Below are 15,861 nucleotides of genomic sequence, written 5' to 3'. Positions count from 1 at the left end.
CTTCCGGCGTTTTCCGGTTTGTCTTGTGTCTACAGCCATGACGCGATTGGACAAAACGCGCTAGGGTCAAATCGAACCCCCGAGAGGATGCGGTATGAGCGACGAGACTTTCCCCTTCACCCATCTGGACAGCCCGACCGGCGCCTCGATTGCCCTGCACACACGTGAGGCCAGCGCCCCTGTCCGGGGGATAGTCCACATCAATCACGGTCTCGCCGAACGCGCCGGACGCTACGCAAAATTCGCGGATTTCCTCGCTTCCAGAGGCTATCACGTCGCCGCCCACGACCATCGCGGACACGGTCGGACCACCGCGAAAGACGGGGGAGAGCGCCGCTTTGCCGATGTGGATGGCTGGAACAAGCTGGTGACGGATGTCTCTGTTGTTGAAGCGGAATTGCGCCAGCGCTGGCCGGGATTACCGCTTGTTGTCTTCGGGCATAGCATGGGCTCTGTCGTCGCCTTCAATCACGTCCTGCGGGCCCATGACCAGCTCGCCGGAGCCGCCATCTGGAACGGGAATATGGCGCTGGGCGGCCTGAAATCCGTCATGCGCTTCGTCCTCTGGTGGGAAGCCCTCCTCGGTGGCGGCGACCACACCCAGTCCAACATATTGGATCAATTGACCTTTAAGGCATGGAACAAGCGCTTTCCCGAAGGCCGGACCGATGCCGATTGGCTCACCTCCGACACCGCCGAAGTCGATGCCTATGTCGCCGACGAATTATGCGGTTGGCCCTCCTCTGTCTCGCTCTGGCGGGACTTCCTCAACGGGGTGGAAGCCGCTGAAAACACACGCAATCTCAAGCCGGTTCGCAAGGACCTCCCCTTCCATTTGATCGGCGGCAGCCTCGATCCGGCGACCGATAATGGCCAGGCTGTCCGCAAGCTCGCCGACCGCCTCTCCAAGGCCGGATTCACGGATGTAAGTTGCGAGATTATCGAGGGTTTCCGGCATGAGACGATCAATGAAATCGGCCGCGAAAAACCCCTGAACGACTTCGCCGACTGGCTCGACCGCGTCACGGCCAACACGCCGGCCTGACCGCATGTCCCGCTGCGATGTCGCCATTATCGGCGCCGGCGCTGCCGGCATGATGTGCGCCATCGAGGCCGGACGGCGGGGACGATCTGTCCGCCTGATAGAGCACGCCAAATCCCCGGGCGAGAAGATTCGGATTTCCGGCGGCGGTCGCTGCAATTTCACCAATCTCCACGCCACCGCCGCGAATTATATCTCCGGCAATCCGCACTTCATGAAGTCCGCGCTGAAACGCTACACGCAGTGGGATTTCATTGACTGGGTCGACCGCAAGGGGATTGCCTGGCACGAGAAAACCCTGGGCCAGCTCTTCTGTGATGGCTCGGCGCGCCAGATTATTGACGGCCTCCTTGCCGACATGCGCGAAGCCGGGGTCACGCTGCAGCTGGACACCTCGGTCACCGCACACGCGCGGACAGCCGACGGCTTCTCCCTCACCCTGAGTGATGGCAACACGCTGGATTGCCACTCCCTTGTCATCGCCACGGGCGGCAAGTCGATCCCCAAAATGGGCGCCACCGGATTTGGCTATGAGGTGGCCCGCCAGTACGAGATTCCGGTCACCGAGACCCGTCCCGGACTGGTCCCCCTCACCTTTGATCCGGACATGATGACCCGGTTCAAACCCCTGGCTGGCGTTTCCCTGCCGGTCCGGGCCAGCAATGACCGGACCGCGTTCGACGAGGCCATGCTCTTTACCCATCGCGGCATCAGCGGACCGGCCATTCTCCAGATATCCTCCTATTGGCGTGAGGGAGAGGAGATCACGATCAATCTCCGCCCGGACCTGGACTGGTTCGACATCCTGCGTTCGGCCCGGCAGGAAAACGGCCGGCGCAGCGTGTCGACTATCCTCGCCGATCATCTGCCCAAACGCCTAGTCCAGCTGCTCGACGAAACCGGCTTGCCCACAGGCAATCTCGCCGACCAACCGGATCGCGTGTTGCGCGAACTTTCAGCTTCACTGTCGGCCTGGTTGCTCCGCCCGACCGGGTCGGAAGGCTATCGCACGGCCGAAGTCACATTGGGCGGAATCGACACGCATGCGCTGGATAGCAAGACCCTGCAGGCACTTAGCCAACCTCACCTGTATTTTGTTGGAGAAGTTGTTGACGTCACCGGCTGGCTTGGCGGATACAACTTCCAATGGGCCTGGTCATCAGGATGGTGCGCCGGCCAATACGCATAACGCACCAGACCTGATCGGGGGGACAGGCTGGACAGCGGCCCGAAAGTCCTCGCCACGCGACTCGATGGGAGTTATCTAGGTGTCTGTATTCAGTGCTTTCGGCCCGGACGCCGATGCGCCCGGACCCAGTTTTTCGAGTCGGCCATGACCCTGAACAAGTCTTATATTGCGGCTCTGTCGATCTTCGTGGCTGTGGTTCTCCTCTTCACCGTGGGCACGCTGCTGCAAAGCGGCCAAGCCGATTCGCATGAGGCGACCGGAGATGACCCGGTGCGCCTGTTCGAGGTCGTGACCCGTACGGTTTCCGCCGAACCGCGCCCGGCCATCCTGTCCCTGCGGGGTCGATCGGAAGCGTTCCGGGAAGTGCTTGTCCGCGCCGAAACCGGAGGCCGTGTGGCTCAGGCCGACATTGTCGAAGGCAGCGAAGTCTCTGCCGGCGACGTGCTGTGCCGGCTGGATGTCGACGCCCGTGCCGCTTCAGTTGAGCAGGCCGAGGCCGATTTGCGCGCCCGCCAGCTTGAATATGATGCCGCCCGTGAACTGGCCGAGCGCGGTCACCGTTCGGCCAATCAGGTCGCAACGACAGAGGCTGCCCGTGATGCCGCCCAGGCCCGCCTGCAAGCCGCGCAGGAAGAGCTGGCCAATATCAATCTGCGCGCGCCCTTTGACGGTATTTTTGACGGCCGCGTAGCCGAGGTCGGAGACTTTCTGCGGGCCGGTGATCCTTGCGGCACTGTCGTGGAAATGGATCCGATCCTGGTGGTCGCCGAGGTGTCCGAACGCGATGTCGCCGCCCTGTCTCCCGGCATGGCCGGCCACATCCGCCTTGTGACCGGTCAGCAGGTCGAGGGCCAGGTCCGCTTCGTGGAACGCCGCGCCGATCTGGCCACACGCACCTTCCGCGTCGAAGTGGAAGTGCCCAATCCGGATGCCTCGATCCGCGCCGGCGTCACAGCAGAAATCCAGCTGGAACTCCCGGTGCGCCCTGCCCATCGCGTACCCGCCTCCATATTGGCGCTCGATTCCGATGGGGAATTGGGCATTCGCATCGTGGAGACGGGCAATCATGTCCGTTTCGTTCCGATCGAATTGCTCAGCGATGATGGCGAACAAGTCTGGGTATCCGGCCTGCCGGAAACCGCCGAAATCATCATCCTGGGTCAGGAATTTGTCGCGGACGGTGTGGAAGTCCGGGTCGCCCGGGAGGGAGATGCCCGGTGACGGGACTCGTCGATTTCGCCATTGGGCGGGCCCGTATGGTGCTCGCCATTTTCGTGTGTGCCCTGGTCGCCGGACTGATGTCCTTCCTGACCCTGCCACGCGAAGCTGACCCGGATATTCCCTTCCCCTTCGTCATCGTCGTCGTGCCGCTGGACGGCATTTCGCCGGAAGACGCCGAACGCCTGATCGTCCGCCCGACGGAGACCGAAATGCGGTCGATCGAGGGCCTGGTTGAACTGGACGGCGCGGCCCTTCTCGGGGCGGGCCAGCTGGTCGCCGAGTTCGGTGTTCCCTTCGATGCCGACCAGTCCGTGCTCGATGTACGCGAAGCCGTCGACATGGCCCGCCGGGAATATCCGGACGATGTGCGCGAGCCCATCATCCAGGAATTCAATTCCGGGCTGGCCCCGACCATTGCCGTTCAGGTCTATGGCGAAGCGCCAGAGCGCGCGCTCTACCGCATTGCCCGCGATCTGGAAGAAGAGATCGAGGCCCTGCCGCAAATCCTTCAGGTCGACGTCCAGGGCATCCGCGAGGAAGTCCTCGAGATTGTCATCGACCCCACCCTGCTGGAGACCTACGGCGTCACTTATGCCCAGCTGTTCAATGCCGTTCAGTCCAATAACCGTCTGATCGCGGCCGGTTCTCTGGATAGTGGCGAAGCCCGCTTCCAGGTGAAGGTTCCCGGACTGTTCGAGAGCGAGGAAGACGCCTTCAACCTGCCGCTCACGCGCTCCGGCGATACCGTCGTTACCCTGCAGGATGTCGCCACCGTCCGCCGCACCTTCAAGGATGCGGACAGTTTCGCCCGCTATAATGGCGCGCCCGCCTTCACGCTCCAGGTTGTGCGCCGCTCGGGCGAGAACATCATGGACACGAGTGAAGCCGTTCGGGAGCTGACCGCCGAGGTCGCCCAGCGCTGGCCGGAGACTGTGCGCTATGATTTCAGTCTCGACCTCTCGACCTATGTGAGAAACAGCCTGCAGAGCCTGACCTCGTCGATCATGCTGGCCATCGTGCTGGTCCTGATCATCGTGGTGGCTGCGCTGGGTCTGCGCTCGGCGCTTCTGGTCGGCCTGGCCATTCCGTCCAGCTTCCTCTTCTCCTTCCTCCTGCTGAACATTTACGGCCTGACCGTGAATTTCATGGTGATGTTCGCCATGGTGCTGGCCGTGGGCCTTTTGGTCGACGGGGCCATCGTGGTGGTGGAATACGCCGACCGCAAACTGGCGGAGGGCGAGACAAGACGGCAGGCCTATGCCAGCGCCGGCAAGCGCATGTTCTGGCCGATCGTGTCCTCGACCGCGACGACGCTGGCCGCCTTCGTGCCCTTCCTGTTCTGGGATTCCATTCCCGGCCAGTACATGGCCTTCCTGCCGCTCACACTGATCTTCGTCCTCAGCTCGGCCCTGGTGATGGCACTCGTCTTCCTGCCCACGCTGGGCTCCGTCCTGGGAAAGAAGGGTGGCGTTGTGGACGACAGTTCCGCGCTCGCCCGCCTCAACGCGGAAGAGGAAAGCGATCCATCCAAACTGCCCGGTGTGACCGGTGCCTATGCCCGGATGATTGCCGCCCTTGTTGTCCGGCCGGTGACGGTTTCGCTTTCAGCGCTGGGCATGGTGATTCTGGTTGTGCTGGCCTTCGGCGGATACGCCTCAACCATGCGGACCGAATTCTTCCTCGATGCCGAACCGGAGCGGCTCTATGTCTTCGTGCGGGCACGCGGAAATCTCTCCCCGGCCGAGCAGTATGAACTCGCGCTTGAAGCCGAGCGGCGACTGGATGGAATCGAGGGCATTCAAGGCTATTACACCGTTGCCGGCCAGCCGCCGGGGGCCTCGCCCTTTGACGGGACCGGAGCAACGCCGGCCGATAGTGTCGCGCGGATTTTCGTGGAATTCCTGCCCTTTGGCGAACGTCCGAATGGCCGCCTGATCGAACGCCAGATCCGCGAGGCCATGGTCGGCATTCCCGGTGTCATCATCGAGGTGCGCCCCTTCATGCAGGGCCCGCCGGTCGGCAAGGATATCCAGGTCCAGGTCAGCTCGAACGATCCCGCCGCCCTGGAAAGGGCCGCCCGTCTGATCCGCGCCCATGTGGACACGATGGAGGGCACGACCGATATCGAGGACACACTGCCCCTGCCGGGCGTGGAATGGCGTCTGGATGTCGACCGGGAAGAGGCTGGCCGTTTCGGAGCCGATGTCACCCAGGTCGGCGCCGCTGTGCAGCTGGTCACCACGGGCTCCCTGGTCGGCCGCTACCGCCCGGACGACGCAGAGGAAGAGGTCGATATCCGGGTCCGCTTTCCGGCCAGCGACCGGGATATTTCCCGGCTCGATGATCTGCGCGTGAACACGCCCAATGGTGCGGTGCCGATCTCCAACTTCGTCACCCGGGAAGCCCATCAACGGATCGACTCCATCAATCGGCGCAACGGCAAACGCTTCTTCATGATCCGCGCCAACGCAGCAGAGGGCTATGCCGGCAATATCCTGGTCGGGGAATTGCGCACCTGGATCGACGAGCAGATTGCCACTGGAATGATCGACCGATCCGTCGACATCGAATTCCGGGGTGCAGACGAGGAGAATGCCGCAGCGGGGGCCTTCTTCGCCGGCGCCATGCTGGCCTCGCTCTTCATGATGGCGGTGATCCTGCTCTGGCAGTTCAACAATTTCTGGCACGTCATGCTCACCCTGCAGGCCGTCATCCTGTCGGTGATCGGCGTGCTTCTGGGCGTGATGCTGACCTTCCCCTATGTCTCCATCCTGTTCCTGGGAACCGGAATCGTGACGCTGGCCGGGATCGTCGTGAACAATAACATCGTGCTGATCGACACCTTCCAGCGCCTGCGCGGCCTGGGCATGGCTGTGGACGAGGCCATTGTGCGCACCGCCGCCCAACGCCTGCGACCGGTCATGCTGACCACGGTCACAACCATTTTCGGCCTTCTACCGATGGTCTTCCAGATCAATGCCGACTTCGCCCACGGCGTTCTGTCGGTCGGCGGACCGTCATCGGAATGGTGGGTGCAACTGTCCTCCGCCGTGGTCTGGGGACTGGGCTTCTCGACCCTGCTGACCCTGATCCTGACCCCGGTCCTGCTGGGTGCGCCGCACCGGCTTGGCGAGTGGAGGCGCAAGCGTTTAGCCTTCCTCCGCGGTCTGTTCGGAATCCACCGCAAATCTCAGCCAGCAGAATAATTGGGGATTTCAGGCGTTAAGCCTGTTACCCGGCATTCTATTCAATTCTGCCCGGGTAGGCAGACCTCTCCTTAAAGCCCGCCGGGTTACAGATTCGGGGCCGAAGGAGACATGGAATGGCCCGCGTTCGAGAAACCCTGCGCTCAGACTTGCGCAACATCGTCAAAGGCGGCGCAACCTCCCGGATTCTCGACCTGTATTCCATTGCCCGCCGTTTCGGGCATACCGATGCGCACGCCGCCCAACCCTTCTTCCTGCACCCCCGGCTCAACCGCTGTTTCGTGATCAAACACACCGTCCGGGTCCATGAACGCCCCTATGTGATGTCCTCGCAGCCGGTCGTGACCAAGATTCTGGTTCCGCTGGCCCATGACGATCTCTCGCTGGGCGGCCACGCCGTCTTTGTCGAGGAGACCGGGTTTGCGACCAAGATGCGCACGCTGTTCGACCGCGCCGACGAGCCCCACTTGCTGGACCTCGATCTGATCCGGCTGCGCGAACTCGCCGCCCTGCCCAGTTTCGACCCCTTCCTTCTGGCCGAACGCTATCGGGAACATGCCCGTCCGATCGACGAGCTCTACTTCAACATTTCCGATGATGAGATGGAGCGGATGGAGGATTCCGTGGCGCGCCAGATCGCCTCTGTCGTCATCCTCGCCTTCGGTGGCGACGCCCATGACCGCGATGATGACCGCGCCATGCGCTTTACCCGTCAGCTTCTGGCCTGCGACCTCAATGGCCGCCTCTCCGTGCTCCGCAAATCCCTCGACATGACCGAGATGGAATTCAAGGCGGGCATTTTCGGCTGGCGCGGCATTCTCTACTACCGCTTCCACATGGCCGAAGCGCTGTCCGCGCTGAAATCCTTCCTGAACGAGCTGAAAGCCGTCACCATCGTCGGTGCCAGCGATCACGAGTACACGGAACTCCACCACATGCGCCGCTCCATCATCGAAGAAACGCGCGCCCGTTGGGGCAGTCTGGCCAGTGTGATGGAAGAGTATGAGACCGTGTTCGGACGCTTCTGCCGCGGCGAGGATGCCAATGGTTTCCGCAAATTCCTGCTGAAAGCGCCGACCCTTTTCTATGATGTCGGCAGTGACCTGTCCGTGGTCAGCCATGTCCCGGGCTATTGGCGTTACTGGGCCAGCCAGAACGGGAAGGGCTTCCTGCATGCCCGCGAGGCCGTGACACTCTTCTCCGACTTCATTGCCAGCGTCACGCGTGTGGCACCCGGCACGCAGACTCCATCGGAAGGGATGCAGCGCCGGCTCCGCTCGCCCATTCCTGCCCCCAGCGTATTCACGCCGAACGCTGCCTGATCCGTCCGGCCCCGGGGCTGCCGCCTGCCACCCTTCAGGGCGGCAGCCCCGGATTTTACGCCGATACAGGTGCGGTTATGGGATATTAAAACCTGATCGCTAGTCTGCATGCGGATATGCAGACCGGAACACACCCATGAGCGGTTCAGACCGTCAAAGTCTTCGCAAGATTGTCCGCGGCGGCGCCACGCCCCGCATTCTCGACCTGTGGTCGGTCCAGCGCCGCTATGGCGAGACTCTGGAAATGGCGGCCAAGCCCTTCTTCCGGAATCCGCGCCTGAACGCGTCCTTCTTCCTGAAACACACGGTCCGGCCGCACGACAAACCGTATCTCTATACGGAGAACCCGGTCGCCACGAAGATCATCATCCCGGTCAGCGCCGAGGACCTCTCCATGGGCGGCCATTCCTTCTTCGTTGAGGAAAAGGGGTTCGAGACGCGCCTGAAGGCCTTCCTGGGCATCGGCGTGCTGAACAAGCATTACGAGATGGACCTGGCCCGGATTCGCGAATTGGCGGCGGTGCCGTCTTTCGACCCGTTCCTGCTGGCAGATCGCTATATCAATGATGAGCGCCCGATCGCGCGCTTCTACTTCAATATCTCGCCGGCCGAGCAGGAAGCGATGCTGGGCAATGTCACGCGCCAGATCTGCGGCATGGTCCGCCTGGCCTTCGGGGACGAGCATATCGACCCGGATGATGACCGCGCCCGCCGCTTCGCCGAGCAATTGCTGGACAGCAATGATACGGACCGGCTGTCCGGCCTGCGTGCCGTCCTCGGCATGGACGAGGAACAGTATGAGCAGGGCATTTTCGGTTGGAAGGGCATCCTCTACTACCGCTGGCGCCTGCGCGAAGTGAAGGATGATCTGCGCAAATTCCTGATCGAACTGAACGATGTCATCGTTCGCGGCGCCAAGCCGGGCGAGAACAAGGAAATCAACGATATCCGCAAGGCGATCCTGGCCACGGTGCGCCAGCGCTGGACGGCGCTCACCGCCATCATGGATGATTATGATGGTGAGTACCGGCGCTTCTGCGGTGGCGCCGACCCGACCGCCCTGCGCAGCTTCCTGCTCAAGGCACCCGGGCATTTCGGCCAGTTGGGCCACGACCTCTCGGCCGTCTCGCACGTCACCTCATTCTGGGCGTATTGGTGGACAGGCCGGGAGAAGGGCAATCTGTCGGCTGCCGACGCGATGGAAATGTTCCCCAGCTTCCTGCGCTCATTGATCGACAAGCGGGTCACCGAGGCGCCCGACTCCGACACCGGGACCCCCCGCGCTGCGAACGGCTGACCGGCCCACCCCTGAAGGGGCAGGCCGGCCAATACGCTATTCGACGATCTGGACGCGGACGAGATTGTCGTCCGAATCCCGGTCAATCAGCTTGTTGTAGGGATCGATCCCGACATAGAGCGGCTGCTCGTCAACGATCAGCTCGATCCGCATCGTGTTTTCGTCGATCCGGTGCTTCTCCATGTAGAGCACGTGATCCGAGCCCTCATAGGCATCGTCCAGGTTCTCGGTGAAGACGCCGATATCAATCAGATAATCGATGTCTTCCTCGGTCTCCTGACCGGCACCATCCGCCTCGAATTTGTGCGCCTCGATCTCCAGGGTCACATCCCAGCGGCCGTCCTCGCGCTGCGTGGCGGTCGCCGATGAGGCTTCCAGATCGAACAGGACAATCCGCTCGAAGAAGTCGTGGATCACGCCTTCCCATTCCGGACCGGCCTCCTCGCGCAGGATGCGCAGGAAATCCAGCGTCGTGGCATAGGGATCGGAAGAATAGGCGCGCTGATCGATCAGGCGCTGCATCACCCGGTTCACCACATCCTCACCGACATAGTCCTGCAGCGCATACATGATCACTGCACCCTTGCGGTAATGGACATAGGGCTGGTTCTCGACCCGGTAGAGCGGCAGCTCCTCGATGGATTCCGAGCCACGGGCAGACAGATAGCTGTCCAGCTCGAATTTGAGGAAGCGGCGCATATGGTCTTCGCCATAGGCCTGACGCATCACCATCAGGGCGGAATACTGGGCGAAGGTCTCCACCAGCATCGTGCCGCCCTGGACATTGGCCGACATCACCTGGTGGGCCCACCACTGGTGCGCCGCTTCGTGGGCGGTCACGTAGTAGACATAGTCGATATCAGCCGGGTTCGAGAGATTGGCGATGAAGCCGATGCCTTCCGAGAACGGGATGGTGTTCGGGAAGGATTGGGCGAAGGTCGCATAGGCCGGGAATTCCAGAATGCGATACTGGCGATACTGGAACGGGCTGAAATGCTCGGAGAAATATCCGATCGAGTCCTCGCCGGCTTCCAGCATCCGCTCCACATTCCAGGCGTGATCGGGATGGTAGAAGACCTGGTAGAGAATGCCGTCGGTTTCCCGCTCGGCCACCGCGTAATCCGCGGACAGCCAAGAGTAGAAGTTCAGGATCGTGCGATCCATCACATACTCATAGCAGTTCCGCGCACGGCCCTGGTCATCGGTCTCGGTCCATTCGCGTTCCAGATAGCCCGGAGCAATGGCGGTCTGGTCCGCCGAGGTGCAGACCTCGGAGCGGAAACCGACATAGTGCGAATTGGTGATGCCGTTCTCATACCAATGGGTCTCGTCTTCCAGCGGGAAAGCCCGGTCGATCGGGTCGAGACCCTCGCGCCGGCGCTGTTGACGATCCGTCAGACGCCAATTGCCATTGAACCCGACAATCGCCATCGACTCCCCATTGTTGAAGAAAGTGCCGTTGTAATTGACCGTCGTCACATTGCCGGAATTGCGGAAACCCGGATTGGCGCGTTCGACCTGGAAGTTGAAGCTCCGGCTTTCGCCCGGTGCGAGCGGCGGATCCATGGTGAATTCATAGAGATAGAATTCCTCATCGGCGCTGGCGAGCGAACCGCCTTCCAGCGTCTGGTCCAGCACATTCGTGCCCTGGCCATAGGAGATCCAGAGCGTGTCCAGCGTCTCGCCGGTCTGGTTCTCCAGCTCGTAATGGCCATTGGCCGTGTAGCGGCGTTCAGAGGGGTAGATCTCTACCTCATAGGCCGTGTCCACGATCGTGGGCTGCGGCTCGTCCTGCAGATGCAGGTATTGCCGCTCATACTCCGCCGCCTGCGCGCGCGCCGCATTGGAGGACTGATACGAATTGAGGATATTGGTGTTGTAGTAGATCCAGCCACCGGTCGAGATCATGCCGGCGATCGCAATCAGACCGACCATGGCCGTTCCGGGCTGGGCGAAGCCCCGCGGCAGAGCCGCGAGACGCCGCAGGATCGCGGTCAGCGAACCCCGGCTCCACAACAGATAGGACAGGGTCAGCAGCAACAGGCTCCAGAAGCCCCAATAGGCGTAGAACCACAATTGCATGCCCAGGAAATGCCCATACCCGTTCATGTCGGAATAGGGCGCTCCCGGCGCACTGCCGAAATTGTAAAGATTGTGGTCGAGACCGACATTGCCCATCACGATCGAGATGATCTGGTAGACGAGCAGGGCGGCCATGCCGAGCCAGCGATTGTTGAACAAGACCTGGGCAAAGATCGCCAGAGCCGCAACCAGCGCTGCCGGAATGATCATGCCCACCAGACCGCGAATGGCGTACTGGCCCAACTCGACCTGATCAAAGCCCATCAAGAGCTGCGACAGGGCCGCGGCCACCAGGGACACCGTGATCAGGGCAGTGATGACCACACCCAGAGCCAGGAATTTCGTGGAAATGAACACCCAGCTCGGGGTCGGCGTGGCATCGACAATGTAGGAGAAGCCAAAACGGCGCTCCCGCCACATCACTTCCGAAGCGTAATAGATCACGACGACGAAGGGCAGCCAGGAGAACGCCCCCTCCACCACCTGCACCATGATGCGGGTCACCGGATAATTCGCCGTCCCGTAGATTTCATTGCCCAGGAAGAAGCCCGGAATCGTGTTGAGCAGGCCCAGGACCAGAAGGATCCAGAAGGCCACATTCATCACCACACCCTTCACCTCGAAGCTGAGGCGGGCGAAGAATTGCGCGATAGACGAGCCGGCATCCAGACGGGGCGTAACCCGCGGCAAGTCGAATTCGGAAATCGCGTGCGTCGGGCCAGCCACAGCAGCGGCTGCCTTCTTGCTGACCTTGCCGCCACCGCGACGGAAGCGGAACGTCACGACATTCAGGACAAGCAGGGCAAAACCGATACCGATCCACATCAGGCGGTTGGTCATCAACACGCCTTCAAACGCGACCACACGCTCATTCTGGTCGAAGACCGTCCAGTAGCGCGTCATCTCGTTGAATGTGTTGAAGCCAAACGGATCGATCAGGGCGAAAGTCTCGCGCAGGGTCGGTTGAGCCTGGGACAGACCCAGGCCGACAAAATACAGAACCAAAAGGCCGACAAAGGCCGAATAGGTCACCACGGTCGACCGGGTCAGATTGGCCACGGTGAACAGGATGGTGCCGACCACCCACATGTTCACCAGTCCGAAAACGGCGAACAGATAAGGGTGCCACCACAAAACCGTCGGCCCGATCAGTTCGGGGTCCAGCCAGGGCATGAGCGAACCGACAAAGAAGGCCAGGGGCACGCTGGCAAACACGGCTGCCGTGATCGCAAAACCGCCGATGAAGCGTCCCAGGACAAAGTCGAATTCGCGCACGGGGCGGGAATAGAAGAGTTCGGATGTCTTGAACCCGAAATCCCGCAACACGCCGGACGACAGGAAGACGGTGGGAATGATCGCCCCGAAGACCGAGAAGATCAGGATGTTCACCGTCAGGGCATTGGGCGAGTTGATATTGACGGAACCGCCGCCACCAACCTGGATCTGGTCGATCGTGACCCCGCCGAAAACCAGCAGGAAGAAGATCGCGAAAATCGCGATCGAGGCGGGTGAAAGAAGCTGAAACCGGAATTCAAATCCGGCAATTTTGCTGAGCATGACGCGTCCTCCGCAGCCGGCCGGATCAGGCCGCCGCCGCGGCCTGGCGGCCTTCGGCGATGGTTGCGAAATAGACGTCTTCCAGGTCCGGCGTGGCCGCATCGAACCCGTCCGGAGCGCTGTCCGCGATCACGCGGATCACGACCTGGCCCATGACCAGACGCTCGGAGATGACATTGTACTGGGTGCGCAGCGCCGGCAGGTCGGCCTTGGCGACAGTCCGCGAATAGACCTTGCCCTCCAACTCTTTGATCAGATCGGTCGGTGCACCTTTCGCGACGATCTTGCCCTGGTTCATGATCGCCATGTTGGGGCAGAGATCGGCGACGTCTTCCACAATGTGCGTAGACAGGATGACGACGACATTCTCACCGATCTCCGAAAGGAGATTGTGGAAACGGTTGCGCTCTTCCGGGTCCAGGCCGGCGGTCGGTTCATCGACGATGATGAGTTGCGGATCACCCAGCAGGGCCTGGGCAATGCCGAAACGCTGGCGCATGCCGCCCGAATAGGAGGCGACCGACTTGTTGGCGTGCTGTTTCAGATTGGTCTGTTCCAGCAGGCTTTCGACGACCTGTTTGCGTTCCTTGCCATTGGTGATGCCTTTGAGGACCGCCAGATGGTCGAGCATCGCCCGGGCCGACATGCGCGGATAAACGCCAAAGTCCTGGGGCAGATAGCCCAGCGTCGCGCGCAACGCCTTGGGCTCCTTGATCGGGTCCAGATCACCGAACTGGATCGTGCCGCTGTCCGGATATTGAAGCGTCGCCAGGGTGCGCATCAGGGTGGATTTGCCGGCGCCATTGGGGCCCAGCAGACCGAACATCCCCTTGGGAATGGACAGGGTGACCCCGTCCATCGCGCGCACACCATTGCCGTACGTCTTCGTCAAACCATTGATTTCAAGCATTTTTGATTCAAGCCCGTGTGAAACAGGCCCGCCCTCTCCTATCCCTGCCGGAACCATACGCCCGGCCCGATTGTGGGACAAATGAGACCTTGTTCATCTTTCCAGCCAGAGGGACGCTTCCCGATTTCGTCCCTCTTCGTCGCGGTAATATGCCGGAAAGGCGTGACCGCAGACCGGCGGGCTTGTATGCGGGACACCATGTCGCCACCGCTTCTCACCCTCCAGAACATCCACCTCACCTTCGGCGTGACGCCCCTGCTCGACGGGGCCGATCTGCAAGTGGCAGAAGGCGAACGCCTGTGTCTGGTCGGGCGCAACGGGTCTGGCAAATCCACGCTGATGAAGGTCGCCGCCGGTCTGGTGGAGGCCGACGAGGGCGAGCGCTTCATCCATCCCGGGGCCACGATCCGCTATCTGGAGCAGGAACCCAATCTCTCCGGTTTTGCGACCCTGCGCGACTATGTTGTCGCCGGCCTGGCGCCCGGGGATATGGATTATCGTGCCGATTATCTGATGGAGCAGCTTGGGCTGACCGGACAGGAAGACCCGGCGAAAGTGTCCGGCGGTGAAGCGCGGCGGGCCGCACTGGCCCGCGCCCTGGCACCCGATCCCGACATTCTGATGCTGGACGAGCCCACTAACCATCTGGATTTGCCCGCGATTGAGTGGCTGGAGAGCGAGCTGGCAGCCTGCCGGTCAGCCCTGGTCCTGATCTCACACGACCGGCGGTTTTTGGAGAATCTGACCCGCAAGACCCTGTGGCTGGACCGGGGGCGGACCCGCTTGCTGGACAAGGGGTTTGGCGGGTTCGAGGCCTGGCGGGACGAGATTTTCGAGCAGGAAGAGCTGGAACAGCACAAGCTGGACCGCAAAATCGTTCGCGAGGAAGACTGGCTGCGCTATGGCGTGACCGCCCGGCGCAAGCGCAATGTGCGCCGCCTGGCCGAACTGCATGACCTCAAACGCCAGCGCGCCGAGCATCGCGGCCCCCAGGGACAAGTGAAGCTGGAAGCCAGCGAGAGCCAGGATTCCGGCAAGCTGGTCGCCGAGGCCAAACATGTCTCGCTGAGCTTTGGCGAGCGGGTGATCGTGAAGGATTTCTCGATCAAGATTGCGCGCCGCTCCCGCATCGGCCTGGTCGGTCCCAATGGCGCGGGCAAGACCACGCTGCTCAACATGCTGATCGGCCAACTGCCGCCGGATGAAGGGGAAATCCGGCTCGGCACCAAGCTGGACATGGCCAGTCTCGACCAGAAACGCCTGGCACTGAAGGATGACTGGACGGTGTCGGAAGCCCTCACCCAGGGCGGAGGCAATCAGGTCGAGGTGGGCGGCAAGACCAAGCACGTCATGGCCTATATGAAGGATTTCCTCTTCCCGCCAGAACAGGCCAACACGCCCGTCCACGTCCTGTCGGGCGGGGAAAAGGCGCGCCTCATGCTGGCCCGCGCCCTGGCCCTGCCCTCCAATCTCCTGGTTCTGGACGAGCCGACCAATGATCTCGATCTGGAAACCCTGGACCTGCTGGAAGGCCTGATTGCGGACTATGCCGGTACGGTTTTCCTGGTCTCCCACGACCGGGATTTTCTCGACCGGGTCTGCACCAGCGTCATCGTGTCGGAGGGACAAGGTGTGTGGCGGGAGTATGCCGGCGGCTATTCCGACATGCTTGCCCAGCGGGGACGCGGCGTCTCCCAGAGCGACAAGACAGCATCAAAACCGGACTCCAATGGCACCAGAACCGGTTCGGAAAAGGCCCAGAACACGGCCAAGCCGGAACGCCGGCGCATGGCCAACAAGGACAAATACGCACTGGAACGCCTGCCCGGCGAAATCGACGCGCTGGGCGAGACGATTTCAAAGCTCGAGGCGAAAATGGCCGACCCGGCCCTGTTCAGCGACAGCGTGAAATTCGCCGAGGTCTCCCAGGCCCTCGCCGACGCCATGGCCGAGCGCGACGCGAAGGAAGAGCGCTGGCTGGAGCTGGAAACCCTGCGCGAAGAAATCGAGGGCGAGGCCTAGGCCCCGCCCTCTC

9 protein-coding genes are annotated in these 15,861 nt (G+C 61.9%); 7 read left to right on the top strand and 2 right to left on the bottom strand.

Going from position 1 to position 15,861, the window contains the following annotated elements:
• Positions 1-94: 94 nt before the first annotated feature.
• From I0K07_RS04245 to I0K07_RS04220, 6 genes are all read left to right on the top strand, one after another.
• Positions 95-1,045, top strand: coding sequence for an alpha/beta hydrolase (locus I0K07_RS04245; protein WP_203291587.1), 951 nt, complete (start codon positions 95-97; stop codon positions 1,043-1,045).
• Positions 1,046-1,049: 4 nt separating this feature from the next.
• Positions 1,050-2,231, top strand: coding sequence for a BaiN/RdsA family NAD(P)/FAD-dependent oxidoreductase (locus I0K07_RS04240; protein WP_203291586.1), 1,182 nt, complete (start codon positions 1,050-1,052; stop codon positions 2,229-2,231).
• A gap of 144 nt (positions 2,232-2,375) precedes the next feature.
• Positions 2,376-3,452 (top strand): efflux RND transporter periplasmic adaptor subunit, encoded by a 1,077-nt coding sequence (locus tag I0K07_RS04235; protein WP_203291585.1) that lies wholly within the window; start codon positions 2,376-2,378, stop codon positions 3,450-3,452.
• Positions 3,449-6,658: an efflux RND transporter permease subunit gene (locus I0K07_RS04230; RefSeq protein WP_203291584.1), complete on the top strand. Its 3,210-nt coding sequence runs from the start codon at positions 3,449-3,451 to the stop codon at positions 6,656-6,658. Before I0K07_RS04235 ends, I0K07_RS04230 begins: the two co-directional genes overlap by 4 nt.
• A 116-nt stretch (positions 6,659-6,774) precedes the next feature.
• Positions 6,775-7,980 carry a hypothetical protein gene (locus I0K07_RS04225; protein ID WP_203291583.1) on the top strand — a complete coding sequence of 402 codons (1,206 nt, stop codon included), beginning with the start codon at positions 6,775-6,777 and terminating at the stop codon, positions 7,978-7,980.
• Between the two features lie 136 nt (positions 7,981-8,116).
• Positions 8,117-9,277, top strand: coding sequence for a hypothetical protein (locus tag I0K07_RS04220; RefSeq protein ID WP_203291582.1), 1,161 nt, complete (start codon positions 8,117-8,119; stop codon positions 9,275-9,277).
• A 36-nt stretch (positions 9,278-9,313) separates the two neighbouring features.
• On the opposite strand, the gene I0K07_RS04215 is transcribed toward I0K07_RS04220, so the two are convergent.
• Positions 9,314-12,916 carry an ABC transporter permease/M1 family aminopeptidase gene (locus I0K07_RS04215; RefSeq protein ID WP_203291581.1) on the bottom strand — a complete coding sequence of 1,201 codons (3,603 nt, stop codon included), beginning with the start codon at positions 12,914-12,916 and terminating at the stop codon, positions 9,314-9,316.
• A 25-nt stretch (positions 12,917-12,941) separates the two neighbouring features.
• Complete coding sequence (locus I0K07_RS04210; RefSeq protein ID WP_203291580.1) at positions 12,942-13,826, bottom strand: ABC transporter ATP-binding protein; 885 nt, start codon at positions 13,824-13,826, stop codon at positions 12,942-12,944.
• Positions 13,827-14,024: 198 nt separating this feature from the next.
• On the opposite strand from I0K07_RS04210, the gene I0K07_RS04205 reads away from it, so the two are divergent.
• Positions 14,025-15,848 carry an ABC-F family ATP-binding cassette domain-containing protein gene (locus tag I0K07_RS04205; RefSeq protein WP_203291579.1) on the top strand — a complete coding sequence of 608 codons (1,824 nt, stop codon included), beginning with the start codon at positions 14,025-14,027 and terminating at the stop codon, positions 15,846-15,848.
• Positions 15,849-15,861: the final 13 nt, after the last annotated feature.

Source organism: Maricaulis parjimensis, assembly GCF_016817355.1.
Lineage (GTDB): Bacteria > Pseudomonadota > Alphaproteobacteria > Caulobacterales > Maricaulaceae > Maricaulis > Maricaulis parjimensis.
This window is presented reverse-complemented; position numbering and strand designations above follow the sequence as displayed.